The 12,521-nt window shown below is 65.8% G+C and carries 10 protein-coding genes; 3 read left to right on the plus strand and 7 right to left on the minus strand.

Annotation, left to right across the window (positions count from 1 at the left end; genetic code table 11):
- Window positions 1-58 precede the first annotated feature (58 nt).
- Window positions 59-2,986 carry a TonB-dependent receptor gene (locus VGD28_RS16020; protein WP_331029354.1) on the minus strand — a complete coding sequence of 976 codons (2,928 nt, stop codon included), beginning with the start codon at window positions 2,984-2,986 and terminating at the stop codon, window positions 59-61.
- 134 nt (window positions 2,987-3,120) lie between these two features.
- On the opposite strand from VGD28_RS16020, the gene VGD28_RS16025 reads away from it, so the two are divergent.
- Window positions 3,121-4,491, plus strand: coding sequence for a glycoside hydrolase family 28 protein (locus VGD28_RS16025; protein ID WP_331029355.1), 1,371 nt, complete (start codon window positions 3,121-3,123; stop codon window positions 4,489-4,491).
- A gap of 93 nt (window positions 4,492-4,584) precedes the next feature.
- Here the strand turns inward: VGD28_RS16025 and uxaC are convergent, their stop codons facing one another.
- The 6 genes from uxaC to VGD28_RS16055 are packed head-to-tail and all read right to left on the minus strand — an operon-like array spanning window position 4,585 to window position 10,277.
- On the minus strand, window positions 4,585-6,009 hold the full coding sequence (gene uxaC, locus VGD28_RS16030) for a glucuronate isomerase (RefSeq protein WP_331029356.1): 1,425 nt from the start codon (window positions 6,007-6,009) through the stop codon (window positions 4,585-4,587).
- A 6-nt stretch (window positions 6,010-6,015) separates the two neighbouring features.
- The gene (locus tag VGD28_RS16035; protein ID WP_331029357.1) at window positions 6,016-6,786 is read right to left on the minus strand and encodes an SDR family oxidoreductase; all 771 of its coding nucleotides are present in this window, start codon (window positions 6,784-6,786) and stop codon (window positions 6,016-6,018) included.
- On the minus strand, window positions 6,776-7,996 hold the full coding sequence (locus VGD28_RS16040) for a UxaA family hydrolase (RefSeq protein ID WP_331029358.1): 1,221 nt from the start codon (window positions 7,994-7,996) through the stop codon (window positions 6,776-6,778). Before VGD28_RS16040 ends, VGD28_RS16035 begins: the two co-directional genes overlap by 11 nt.
- Entirely contained in the window at window positions 7,989-8,303 is a 315-nt protein-coding gene (locus tag VGD28_RS16045; RefSeq protein ID WP_331029359.1) for a UxaA family hydrolase, read from the minus strand. The genes VGD28_RS16040 and VGD28_RS16045 overlap by 8 nt, the downstream gene beginning before the upstream one ends.
- A 7-nt stretch (window positions 8,304-8,310) precedes the next feature.
- Window positions 8,311-8,964 carry an RraA family protein gene (locus VGD28_RS16050; protein WP_331029360.1) on the minus strand — a complete coding sequence of 218 codons (654 nt, stop codon included), beginning with the start codon at window positions 8,962-8,964 and terminating at the stop codon, window positions 8,311-8,313.
- Complete coding sequence (locus VGD28_RS16055; protein ID WP_331029361.1) at window positions 8,964-10,277, minus strand: MFS transporter; 1,314 nt, start codon at window positions 10,275-10,277, stop codon at window positions 8,964-8,966. The genes VGD28_RS16050 and VGD28_RS16055 overlap by 1 nt, the downstream gene beginning before the upstream one ends.
- Window positions 10,278-10,535: 258 nt before the next feature.
- Here VGD28_RS16055 and VGD28_RS16060 point away from each other — a divergent pair, with 258 nt between their 5' ends.
- The gene (locus tag VGD28_RS16060) at window positions 10,536-11,258 is read left to right on the plus strand and encodes a FadR/GntR family transcriptional regulator (protein ID WP_331029362.1); all 723 of its coding nucleotides are present in this window, start codon (window positions 10,536-10,538) and stop codon (window positions 11,256-11,258) included.
- 136 nt (window positions 11,259-11,394) lie between these two features.
- Entirely contained in the window at window positions 11,395-12,519 is a 1,125-nt protein-coding gene (locus tag VGD28_RS16065; protein WP_331029363.1) for an enolase C-terminal domain-like protein, read from the plus strand.
- Window positions 12,520-12,521 lie beyond the last annotated feature (2 nt).

The following is a 12,521-nucleotide window of genomic DNA, read 5'->3' on the forward strand; positions in this document are numbered from 1 at the left end:
AAGGAAAAGCCCGGCCTGTCGCCAGGCCGGGCTTTTCGCATTCAAATCGCGCGCTGCGTCAGAACTTGAACGCGACGCCGGCGCTGAACTTCCGCCCGGTGAAGCCCGTGTAATAGGGATCCTGACGCACCGAGTCGTAATAATATTCCAGCGCTTCGTTGGTGATGTTCTGTGCCTCGAGGCGCAGCTGGATCTGCGGCGTGACCTGATAGGATGCGGCGAGATCGACGAAGACGGTCGATTTCGCGCCCTGCACGTCGTTCACCCCTGTGTCACGATCGATGCGCGAGGTCGGCACGGTCAGCAGATACTTGTCGCGATAGGTCGCGGTGCCACGAATGCTGAACTTTTCGTCCTCATAATAGAGCGTGCCGCTCGCCACGTGCTTGGAAAGGTTCACCAGATCGCGGACGATCGTGCCCGCGCCGGTGCATGGCAAAGCCGTACTCTTGCAGTAGATGATCTCGGAGTCGACGAACGTGTAGTTCGCCAGCATGCCGAAATTGCGGAAGGTATCGCCCAGGAATTCGAACCCGGTCTGGATATTGACCTCGAGGCCCTTGAGCGGGCCGCCCGGGGTGTTCTGCCGGCTGTTGACCGTGAACTCCTGATCCGGCGAATAGCCCGAACCCTCGATCAACGACAGCGGCAGCCCGGTCTGATTGAACGGCATCGATTCCCCGATCGACTGAATATAGCTGTCGATATCCTTGTAGAAGCCGCCGATCGCGATCAGCCCGCGCCGCCCGAAATAATATTCGAGGCTGGCATCCACCGTCTTGGCGCGGATCGGGTCGAGATAGAAGTTCGGCCCGCCGATGGTGCGCGTGTTGAGCGCGATGGTGACGCCTGCCGGCAGGATATGGTTGAGTTCCGGGCGCGCCATGACCTTCGCGGCGGCCAGACGCAGGATCAGCTTGTCGGTCAGGTCCATCGTGACGGTGGCCGAGGGTAGCCAATCGTCATATTCACGGGTCAACGTGCGCGAGACACCGACCACGGTGCCCAGCCCGCTCTGATTGGTATGGACATAGCGCACGCCGACATTGCCGCGCACCCGCACGCCGATGTCGGCGTCGAATTCGACCATGCCATAGGCGCCGGTCACCTTCTCGCTCAGCGTGTCGCGCACCGGAATCGGTGCGAGCGCATAGGTGCCGCTGTCGTCGTTGGTGAAGTTGATCAGCTTGTCGATCGCATCATAGTCCGGCGCCAGCCAGGACCCGCCGACGCCGCCCGGCATCGACTTTCCAAAGCCGTCGACCAGCGTCATTACCGAGCTCATGGCGGTGCCGGCCGGCAACGAGCCTGTGGTCAAGTTGCCGGCACGGCTCCGCGTATACCGGCTGTAATTGCCTTCCCGGTACTGAACGCCGGCGCGAACCTTGAAACCGTCGAACAGCGCATAGGTCGCATTGAACTCGGCGGTAAGGTTCTCGGTATCTTCCTTGTTGTCGCCCTTGTTCAGCAGATTGCGGAAGATCGTCACGCTGGTGGTCGGGCTGGTCTGCACCACGACGTTGGGCGAGAACAGGTAATTAGCGGCGTTGGTGGTGTCGAAGCCCCAGTTGATCACCGGCACGTTGCCGCCGCCGCGGAAGTCGTAGGAGAAATTATTGACGTCGTTGGCGAAGAAGCTGATCTGCGTGGAGACCGGATTGTGCATCGTCGAGAGCGACAGGCCGGCATAGGCGTCGATCGTCAGCTTACCCAGTTCCTGCGAGAAGCTCGCGTTGATCTGCCGAAATGTCGTCGTGTACTTGCGCAGCGCGATATCGTTCGAGATGTCGATGCCGTTGAACTGGGCATACAGGGTGCTGCCCAACGGATCGGTCACGATGTCGGTGACGGAGGTCAGCGGCTGGCCGTGGTTGTTGAGGCCGCGCGCGAACGAGTTGGCGGCGAAGCTGTAGTCGCGCCGGGTCACGTCATACCAGGAATAGAGACCGTCGAGCGCGAACTTGGTGCCCTCGGCAGGCTCCGCCTCAAGGGTGATCGTCGCGCCGAGCCGCGAATAGTCCTGATCCGATCGCAGCCACCGCGGGCTGCGATAGATGAACGCGTTGCGCGCGGTCTCGTAATTGGCGACGTTCTGCGCGGTGCCCGGCAGGCGCGGCATGCCGGTCGCGCAGTTGAGCGCATCGGTGCCGAGCGGGACGTTGCTCGCCGGATTCTGAGTCGGATAGCCGACCGGCGAGCAGAAGCCGCCCTGCTGGGTGCCGCGATACACCTCGACTGCGGACCACGCCTCTTCGCGCGTGTAGCGCTTGGTATAGGCGATCGAGGCGGCGATGCCGAAGGTGCCGTCGAGGAACTTCTTCGAGATCAGGCCGGTGACGCGCGGGCTGAACTTCTCGCGCAGGTCGTCATAGGTGCCCTGCGCGCTCGCTGCGAAGGTGAAGTCGTCGGCATAGGACAGCGGCCGCGGCGTCAGCAGGTCGACCGTCGCGCCGAGCGATCCTTCGTCGATGTCCGCCGAATAGGTCTTGCGCACGGTCAGTTCACTGAACAGCTCCGACGCGAACGTGCTGAAGTCGAACGAGCGCGATGTATTGAAGCCGGAGCGGATATCCGACGAGTTGGTCGAGCTCGATCCCTGCATGCCGTTGAGGCGAACGCGGGTGAATTGCGCGCCGAGGCCGCGGACCGAGATGGTCTTGCCCTCGCCGCCATCGCCGCGGGCCAGTGCGACGCCGGGCAGGCGCTGCATCGATTCGGCCAGGTTCGAATCGGGGAACTTGCCGACATCCTCAGCCGAGATCGAATCGACCACGCCGATCTCGTTACGCTTCGTCTGAAGCGACTTCTCAAGCGACCCGCGGAAGCCGGTGACGGTGACGTCCATCACCTCGTCGCTGGTCTCCTGCACAGGCGGCGCCGGCGGCGTGGACGCTTCCTGCGCTGCAGCCGGGGCCACCCAGGACAGGCCGACCGCCAATGCGGCGATCGACAGGTTCAGCTCGTGACTCCGAAAGTTTTTCGCCATTTCAACCTCCCCGTATTGCAGCCTTTGGCTTGCTTGACGCCAAACCTGTAAGACAGATATACCTGTATGACAAGTGATGAATCGCATGGCCTCATCGGCCGAATTCACGCAATCGTTCGAGAGGGGAGCCTAGGATGGGAACACGCCGTGAGTTTCTGACGCACGGAACGACGCTAGGGCTGCTGGCATTGCCCGCGGCTCCGGTCATTGCCCGCGGCCACGTCGTCGATATCCGCGGCCATGGCGCGGTCGGCGACGGGCGCACGATCAACACGCGCGCGATCCAGAATGCGATCGACGCCTGCGCCAAAGCCGGCGGCGGGATGATCGCGGTGCCCGCCGGCGTGTTCGTCAGCGGGTCGATCTGGCTCAAGCCCGGCGTCGGGATCGAGCTGCGCAAGGGTGCGGTACTCCGCGGCTCGCCCAACCTCTCGGATTATCCGCTAGTGCTGCGCCGCTTCGTCGAGGCGTTTCCTGAAGCGCTGCGCCTCGGCCTGATCAACGCCCAGCACAATCACGGGCTGCGCATCGTCGGCCCGGGCACGATCGACGGCGGCGGCGATCCGTTCTGGCGGATGTTCTTCAGCGCGCCCGAGGAGAGCGTGCAGGGCGTCAAGGTCCAGTACCACTTCCCCCAGCTCTGCTCGATCGAGGATTGCGACGACGTACTGGTCAGCGGCGTGACGTTCAAGGACGCCGCCTTCTGGAACTTGCATATGTATCGCTGCCGCCGCTCGGTGATCGAGGATTGCAGCTTCGAGGTACCGCACAAGATCCGCGCGCCGAGCTCGGATGCGATCGACCTCGACAGCTGCCAGGACATCGTCGTGCGCCGCTGCCGCTTCTCAGTCGATGACGACTGCATCGCTTTGAAGGGCACGCAGGGGCCGGGCGCCGCGGCGTACAAGGAAGCGCCGCCGGTCGAGCGCATCCACATCCATGACTGCGTGTTCGAGCACGGCCTGGGCTGCGTCACCTATGGCAGCAACGCGACGATCGTGCGCGACGTGCGCGTCGAGCGGATCACCAATGTCGGCGACATCCCGACGATCCGCTTCAAGGTGCGTCCCGACACGCCGGGGCAGGTCTATGAGAAATTGCGCGTCAAGGGCGTGCGGCTGGCCGAGGCGCCGACGCCCTATGGCGGGGGCCAATGGCACAATGGCGAAGTGTTCCACGGCTATGGCAAGCCCAATTTCAGCGAGAGCGATCCCGCGGTCGGGCTGATCGTCAATGCGCGCCTGACCCACGGCACCAGGGTCGAGCCGCGCATGCCCGGCGCGATCATCCGCGACGTGGTGATCGAGGATGTGAAGGGCACGACGCGCCGGTTCGGCAACATCTCGGGCAATCCGACGACGGCGATCTCGGACTTCCTGCTCAAGGACATCGACGTGCGTCTGACCGACCAGGGCGAGCGCCAGAAACTGATCGCGCGCGACACGCGCAATATCCGGATGGAGAATGTGCGGGTGAACGGCCGGCCAGGCGAGATCGTGACCTGATTATCGTCATCCCAGCGAAAGCTGGGATCTCCGGCGGCAAGCGAACGGTTTGTGGCACGAGACCCCAGCTTTCGCTGGGGTGACGGGCGGGAATCAGAGCCGATAGGCCTGCCGCACCAGATTATACGCCAGATCCTGCGCCACCGCGAACGCCTCGTCCTTCTCCAGCCGGTGCTCGGCGACGAGGCGGGCGAGGAACGAGCAGTCCACCCGCCGGCTCATGTCGTGCCGCGAAGGGATCGACAGGAAGGCGCGCGTGTCGTCGTTGAAGCCGACGGTGTTGTAGAAGCCGCCGGTCTCGGTCACCTGCTCGCGGAAGCGGCGCATCCCCTCGGGGCTGTCGTGGAACCACCAGGCCGGGCCGATGCGCAGCGCGGGATAATGGCCGGCGAGCGGCGCGATCTCCCGCGCGTAATTGCTCTCGTCGAGGGTGAACAGGATGATCGTCAGATCGCGCTCGTTGCCATAGGCGTTGAGCAGCGGCTTGAGCGCATTCACATATTCGGTGCGCGAGGGCCAGTCGTCGCCCTTGGCCTCGCCGAACACGTTGGTCACCGCCGGGTTCTGGCTGCGCAGCGCGCCGGGGTGGATCTGCATGACGAGTCCGTCGTCCAGGCTCATCCGCGCCATCTCGGTCAGCATCTGCCCGCGGAAGCGCTCGGCATCGTTGGCGTCGCCCTCGCCGCGGACGATCTTGCCGAACAGCGCCGCCGCCTCTTCTTGCGGAAGATTCTCGGTATGCGCGGTCGGGTGGCCGTGATCAGTCGAGGTGCAGCCGCCATGTTCGATGAAGTAGCGGCGGCGGTTGCGCAGCGCGGCGAGATAGCCGTCCCAGCTCGTCACGTCTTCGCCGGTAATGCGGCCAAGCTCGGGCAGCGCCTCGCGGAAGCGCGGATGCTCGGGATCGGTGACGTTGTCGGGGCGGAAGGCGGTGACGACGCGGCCGCTCCACCCGCTCGCCGCGATCGCGCGGTGGTGGCGCAGGTCGTCGAGCGGGTCCTCGGTGGTCGCGAGCAGTTCGATCCCGAACCGCTCGAACAGCGCGCGCGGACGGAATTCGTCCGTCTTCAGCCTGGCGTCGATCTGGTCGTAGATGCGGTCGGCATTGGCGGGCGAGAGCCGCTCGGTGATGCCGAGGATCGCGTGGAACGCATGGTCGAGCCACATCCGGCTCGGCGTGCCGCGCAGCAGGTGGAAATTCTCGGCGAAGCGCCGCCAGATCTTGCGCGGGTTGCTCTCGGTCCAGCCGCCGTCGATCCGCGGCACCCCCAGTTCCTCGAGCGCCACGCCCTGCGAGTAGAGCATGCGGAAGATATAGTGATCGGGAATGATGAACAGCGCCGCCGGATTGGCGAAGGGTTCGTCGCTCGCGAACCAGGACGGGTCGGTATGGCCATGCGGGCTGACGATCGGCAGGTCCTTGACCGAATTGTAGAGCTCTCGGGCGATGGCGCGGGTGCCGGGGTCGGCGGGGAACAGGCGGTCGGGATGCAGCGAGAGCGGCATGGTGTCGGTCATTGGAGATCAGAACCCTTGGGAAGCGCCGCCGTCGACGGGCAGCAGGACGCCGGTGACGAAGCGCGCGGCGGGGGAACAGAGATAGACGGCGGCCAGCCCGATATCCTCGGCTTCGCCGAAACGGCCCATTGGGGTGCGCTGGAGGATGCGGTTGGAGCGCGCCGAATCGCCGTCCAGCGCCCTGCGCAGCATCGGCGATTCGATCCAGCCCGGGGCGATCGCGTTGACCCGCACGCCCTGGCCCGCAACCTCGCACGACAGCGCGCGGACCATGCCGACATAGGCGGACTTGGCGGCGGAATAGGCGACGACGCCGGGCATGCCGATCAGCGAGGTCATCGACGCGGTGAAGATGATGCTGCCATGCCCCGCTTCGACCATGCCGGGCAGCACCGCCCGGGTCAGCGCATGCGCGGCCAGGACATGCGTGTCGAGCATGGTCGAGAAATCCTCGACCGGCGTGTCCACCGCCAGCTTCTTGAAGTTGATTCCGGCATTATTGAGCAGGATCGAGACCTTCCCGGTCTTCGCGATTACCCGGTCGACCAGCGCGGGCAGCGATGCGAATTCGGTAACGTCGGCGGCCTCCCAGTGCGCGCCCTCGCCCAGCTCCTCGGCCGCGCCGCGCACCATTTCCTCGCGCCGCCCGACCAGCACGACTTGCGCGCCCGCGGTATGCATGGCCCTCGCCATGCCGAGGCCGAGGCCGCTGCCGCCGCCGGTGATCAGCGCGACTTCGCCGTCGAGGCGGAAGGCCTTGGCCGGATCAAGCGGCATTGCGGCACCCCCGGTCCAGATCCGGCGTGTCCTGGTGCTTGTACATCACGAAATACTCCCGGTGCCCGAGCGCCTCGGGCTTGCTTGGTTGGCCGCCCGCGACATCGGCGACCATGGCGCCGAGCTCGTCCGCGGCCGCGTCGAGCGTCAGCTGTCCCGCCAGCACGCGGCCCGCGTCGAAGTCCATATCCTCTTCCATCCGGGCATAGGTGCGGCTGTTGCCGGTGACCTTGATCAGCGGCGCGATCGGCGATCCGATCACGCTGCCGCGCCCGGTGACGAACAGCACGATCTGACTGCCGCCGCTGATCAGGTCCATGATCCCCTCGGTGTCGTTGGGGTTGGTGTAGCCGAACTGCATGAAGTGCGGGTCGGGCACCGAATCCATCACCCATAGGCCGGGCCAGGGCGGCTGCTCGCCGACCCTGATCACGCCCTGGATCGGGTGCGAACCGCTCTTGGCGAAGGCGCCCATGCTCTTTTCCTCGATCGTCGTCAGCCCGCCCGCGAAATTGCCCGGCGACACCGAATATTGCCGCACCTCGCGGCAATAGCGCTCGGCCTTGGCATAGGCGGCGGCGAGCTCGGCGCGGGCGCGATCGTCGGCGGCGCGGGCGAGGATGATGTCCTCCAGCCCGATCATCTCGACGATCTCCTCGACGATCGCCGATCCCCCGGCATCGACGACGCGGTCGAACAGCCGCCCGACCGCCGGGTTGCCGACAAGGCCGCTGGTCCCGTCCGATCCGCCACATTCGGCGCCCAGCGTCAGATCGGCGAAGCCCATCGGCACGCGCGGACTGGTGCGGCGGATCGTCTCGCGCAACTCGGCGACGATCGCCTTGCCCTTCTCGGTCGAGGAACGGGTGCCGCCGACGTCCTGGATGAAGAAAGAGGCAGCAGGCCGTCCGCTCTTCTCCACCGCCTCGGCGATCCTCGCCGGCTGGGTATATTCGCAGCCGAGCCCGACCGAGAGCACCGCCCCGACATTGGGATGCCGCGCCAGGCTCAGCACCAGCCGGATCGCATATTGGTTGTCGTAGCAGCCGGGGAAGCCGATGACCTGCACGTCCTCCTCGCCTGCGGCGATGGCATGCGCGACATGCGCGGCGCACTGGACGGTGTAGATGACGAGGACGAGGTTGCGGATGCCCTTGTGTCCGTCGGGACGCAGCCAGCCGGTCCATTGGCGATCGAAGGTGTCAGTCATAGGCCATGTCCTTGGCCGCGCCGGTGACGATGTCGAACCCGCCCGACCGCTCGTCGAAGCGGCTGGTGCAATTGTGCAGATGAACCCAGTCGCCCGCGCGGATCGCGATGCTGGCGGTGCCGATGGCGATACCGAACTTCACTACCGCTTCGCCCGCGGCAATGTCCGCCAGCGCGACCTTGTGTCCCATCGCCACCGGTTCGTTGAGCGCGACCGTATCGCCGCCGATCAGCGTCACCACGCCCTCGCCGTCGCCGAGCAAGGTCGCGACATTGTCCTGCGCGTGGATGCGAAATGCGGTCGTCATTCTCGACTCACAAAATCCCGTACTTGGCGAAGGCCTGCGTGCTCGACATGCCCGCCTCGATCTCCTTGCGCACCAATTTCTCACCGCGCGCCTTCTCCAACGCGCGCTCGATCACCTCGGCCTCATGCGCACGCGGGATGACGACGACGCCGTCGAGGTCGCCGAACACCAGATCGCCCGGCTGCACCGTCACCGGCCCCACCTCGATCGGGCAACGATAGTCGATCACCTTGGTCCGCACGCTCGAATCCTGCGCGAAACGGCCGCGGCTGAACACCGGCCAATCCTGCTCCAGCACCATCGGCGTGTCGCGGTGATAGCCGTTGACCACCGCGCCATTCGCCCCGCGCGCCCGCGCCGTCGCGGTGAGGATCTCGCCCCAATAGGCGCAGCGCATCTCGCCGCCGCTGGCAAGATAGATGTCGCCCGGCTCGAGCTGGTCGAGCGCCTCGGTCAGCTTGCCGAAGGGCTGCGCCTGCTCGCCATAGACGTCGATCATCAGCACCGGCATCGCGCGGCCGACCAGCTTCATGGCCGTAAGCATCGGCTGGATCGGTTGGGGCAGGAACTGGTGGACGCAGCCCAGCGTGTCGAGGATGTCGCCCACCACAGGCGTGTACAGCTCGGCACGGAACAGGTCGAAGATTTCGTTGTCGGTCATCATGGCTCCGGAGTGGATGCGGTTGCGGCGCGCGAGCGGCGCAGGATCAGCGCCATCGCCAGCACGGCGAGCGGGTAGGCGAGCGCGGCGCTGAGGAAGAGCACGGCATAGTTGCCGCCGGTCGCGTCGAGGATGCGGCCCACCGCCATAGCGACGAACATGCCCATGATGCCCGCCGCGAAACCGCCGATGCCGATCACCGAACTGACCCCGCGCGAGGGGACGGTGTCCGAGGCGAGCGTGTAGAGATTGGCCGACATGCCCTGGTGCCCGGCCGCCGCAAGTGCGATCAGCATCACCGCGGGCCACAGGCTCGAGACGCCGGCGATGAACGCGACCGGGATCGGGCACAGCGCCATCAGCAGCATCGTCGCGAGCCGCGCCGGCACCGGGCGCATGCCGCCCCTGATCATCCGCGACGACAGCCAGCCGCCGGCGATGCTGCCGATGTCCGCGATCAGGTAGATCGCCACCAGCGGCCCGATCGAGCCCATCATGTCGATGCCGAAGCGGTCGTGCAGGAAGCCGGGGACCCAGTTCAAATAGAACCACCACACCGGGCTGGTCATCAGCATGCCGACGACATAGGCCCAGGTCCCGCGATAGCGCAGCAGCGACAGCCACTTGACCGGCTCGGCGGGGGCGTCGTCGCCTTGCCTGATATAGGCGAGCTCCTCGGCGGAGAGGCGCTGCTGGCGCTCGGGGAGCTCGTAGAAACGCAGCCACAGCACCAGCCAGATCAGGCCCAGGCCGCCCGCGATCAGGAAGGCGGCGCGCCAGCCGACCAGCGCGACGATGAAGGGCAGCGAGACCGGAGTGACGATCGCGCCGATATTGCTGCCCGCATTGAAGATGCCGGTGGCGAAGGCGCGCTCCTGCGGTGGAAACCATTCGCGCACCGCCTTGATCGACGCCGGGAAGTTTCCGCCCTCGGTGATGCCGAGCGCGCCGCGCGCGATCTTGAAGCCGAGCACGCTGGACATGAGGCCATGCGCGGCCGCGGCAAGGCTCCAGCCAAACACCGCGATGCCGAGCCCGGCGCGCACCCCGATCCGGTCCATCAGTCGCCCGCCGAGCAGATAGCCGAAGGCGTACATCAGCGAGAAGGCGGCGACGATATCGCCATAGGCGGTTTCGGACCAGCCGAACTCGGCGTCGAGCGTCGGCTTGAGCAACCCGAAGATCTGCCGGTCGATGTAGCAGATGGTCGTCGATGCGAAGAGCAGCGCACAGATCACCCAGCGATAGCGACCGCCTGGAGAGGCCGGCGCGGTGGCACGCGCCTCCGCAGGTTCGGCAAGAGTGGTCGTCATCGGCATCCTCACGGCGCGCCCTGACGGCGGCTCGGCTCGCTAATCCTGTATGACAGGTTAGTAGCGGTTTGCATGGCGAAGGCAAGCGTGATTTTGCTAAGAGCCTGTTTGTTTGGAATACGGTGCCGACCCGCTCCCCCACCCCGCTACCCATATGATACTGGCGTCGGGAGGCCGGGTGGGGGAGCGGGCCGGCACCGCGCGCGGAGCGCATGTCACGATCACAGGGGAATAGGGTTGGGAACGAAGGCGGAAGAAGTGGCCGGCGGTGGCGCGAAGACGAATGGCCTGGTCGATCACGTCATCGACTATATCTATCGCCACGTCGCCGACGAACGGCTTCGGCCCGGCGCGCGCCTGCCCAGCGAGACGACGATCAGCCTGACATTGGGCGTCAGCCGCCCGGTGGTGCGAGAGGCGATGCGCACGCTCGCCGCGACGGGGCTGGTCGAAATGGCGGTGGGCAAGCGCGCGACGATCGTCCCGGTCGATGGCGAGATGCTGTCGCGCGTGATCGGCAATGCGCTGGTGACCGGCCAGGCCGACACGCGCAATATCCTCGAGATGCGCCGCGGGATCGAGATCACGATGGTCGCACTCGCCGCCGAACGGCGCAGCGAGGAAGACGCCACGGAGCTCAAGAAGATCGTGCGCGAGATGGCCACCAGGCTCGGCAATGCCAAGCGCTACGCCGAGCTCGATCTGGAACTCCATGCGCGGCTGGCGCGGGCGACCGGAAATCCGCTCTACACGCTGCTGATCGACGCCTTCCGCCAGCTCATCGCGGCATCGATGCAGGAAGGGATCGAGCGCTGGTCGGCCAGCCCCGAGCTCAAGCGGGTGCAGGACTTGCACGAGAATATCGTCGCCGCGGTCGTGGCGCGCGATCCGGGCGCAGCGGCAGGCGCGATGGCGCAGCATTTCGATGACGCGCTGATCAAGATCCTGGCACCGATCGTCGCCGGCGAACCGGTGAAGTAGGTGCGGAAGCGGCGCCCCAAACCGTCATCCTGAACTTGTTTCAGCATGACGGTAGTAAGGGAGGGGCAAACTTGCCAGCCGTCGCATCGCCGCTTATCCTGTAAGACAAGTTTTAATTGCGAGGAGAGGCGCCGCGATGCGCATCGAGAAGTTCGAGACCTGGATGTGCAAGCGCCCCAAGGGGCTGTTCGACGAGGAGCGTGAGGGCGCCGCGCCGATGCCCTGGGCCTATGGCGTCGGCCGCATCACCACCAGTGACGGGATCGAGGGGATCGCGACCTTCTGGGCGGCGCGCTCGGCCGCGGTGACCGACGCTTATCTCAGCGATGTGATCGCGCCGGTGATCATGGGCCGCAGCATCCACGACCGCGAGCGGATCTGGCAGGATTTCTGGAATATCGACCGGCACGGCGCCTTCTTCCCGGTGTTCCTGCCCGGCCCGATCGACGTAGCGTTGTGGGATGCCGCGGCGCGCACCGCGGAGCTGCCGCTGCATCAGTATCTGGGAAGCTACCGCACCAGCCTGCCCGTCTATGCCAGCAGCCTGTGGCTGCCCGATGTGGACGCCTATGTGCGCGAGGCGCTCACCTATAGGGAGCGCGGGTTCAAGGCGTACAAGGTGCATCCGTGCGGACCGAGCGCGCTCGACATGGAGATCCACCAGGCGGTGCGCGACGCGGTCGGCCCGGACATGATCCTGATGACCGACCCGGTCGCCGAATATTCGCTGCACGAGGCGATCAAGGTCGCGCGGCATCTGGAGAAGCTCAACTATTACTGGTTCGAGGAGCCGTTCCGCGACTATGAGCTCGACAAATATGCCAAGCTCAGCGCCGCAGTGGACATCCCGATCGTCGGGACCGAGACGACGCGCGGCGGCCCCTGGGGCGTGGCGCAGGCGATCAAGGCCGACGCGCTCGACATGGTCCGCGCCGACGTGTCGTGGAAGGGCGGGATCACCGGCACGCTCAAGACCTGCCACCTCGCCGAGGCGCACGGCATGAATTGCGAGCTGCACACCACGACGATGGGGCCGATGGACGTCGCCAACATCCATGTCGCCTGCGCGGTGCGCAACTCGGAATATTTCGAGCTGTTCGTGCCCGAGGACACGTTCCAGCTGCCGATGAAGCAGAGCCTGCGCGACCTGATGGACGCCGACGGCAATATTCACGCGCCGGAAGGGCCGGGCCTGGGCATCGATATCGACTGGGACCTAGTCGAGGATAATTGCACCTCGAAACGGACCTTCCGGGCCTGAGC

Source organism: Sphingomonas sp. (assembly GCF_036402235.1).
GTDB lineage: Bacteria > Pseudomonadota > Alphaproteobacteria > Sphingomonadales > Sphingomonadaceae > Sphingomonas.

Bases quoted from the DNA above. Each gene is read 5' to 3' on its own strand.
- VGD28_RS16040 (WP_331029358.1), bottom strand. From the start codon at position 7,996: ATGACTGACACCTTCGATCGCCAATGGACCGGCTGGCTGCGTCCCGAC.
- VGD28_RS16050 (WP_331029360.1), bottom strand. From the start codon at position 8,964: ATGACCGACAACGAAATCTTCGACCTGTTCCGTGCCGAGCTGTACACG.
- VGD28_RS16055 (WP_331029361.1), bottom strand. From the start codon at position 10,277: ATGACGACCACTCTTGCCGAACCTGCGGAGGCGCGTGCCACCGCGCCG.
- uxaC (WP_331029356.1), bottom strand. From the start codon at position 6,009: ATGACCGACACCATGCCGCTCTCGCTGCATCCCGACCGCCTGTTCCCC.
- VGD28_RS16045 (WP_331029359.1), bottom strand. From the start codon at position 8,303: ATGACGACCGCATTTCGCATCCACGCGCAGGACAATGTCGCGACCTTG.
- VGD28_RS16035 (WP_331029357.1), bottom strand. From the start codon at position 6,786: ATGCCGCTTGATCCGGCCAAGGCCTTCCGCCTCGACGGCGAAGTCGCG.
- VGD28_RS16020 (WP_331029354.1), bottom strand. From the start codon at position 2,986: ATGGCGAAAAACTTTCGGAGTCACGAGCTGAACCTGTCGATCGCCGCA.
- VGD28_RS16065 (WP_331029363.1), top strand. From the start codon at position 11,395: ATGCGCATCGAGAAGTTCGAGACCTGGATGTGCAAGCGCCCCAAGGGG.
- VGD28_RS16025 (WP_331029355.1), top strand. From the start codon at position 3,121: ATGGGAACACGCCGTGAGTTTCTGACGCACGGAACGACGCTAGGGCTG.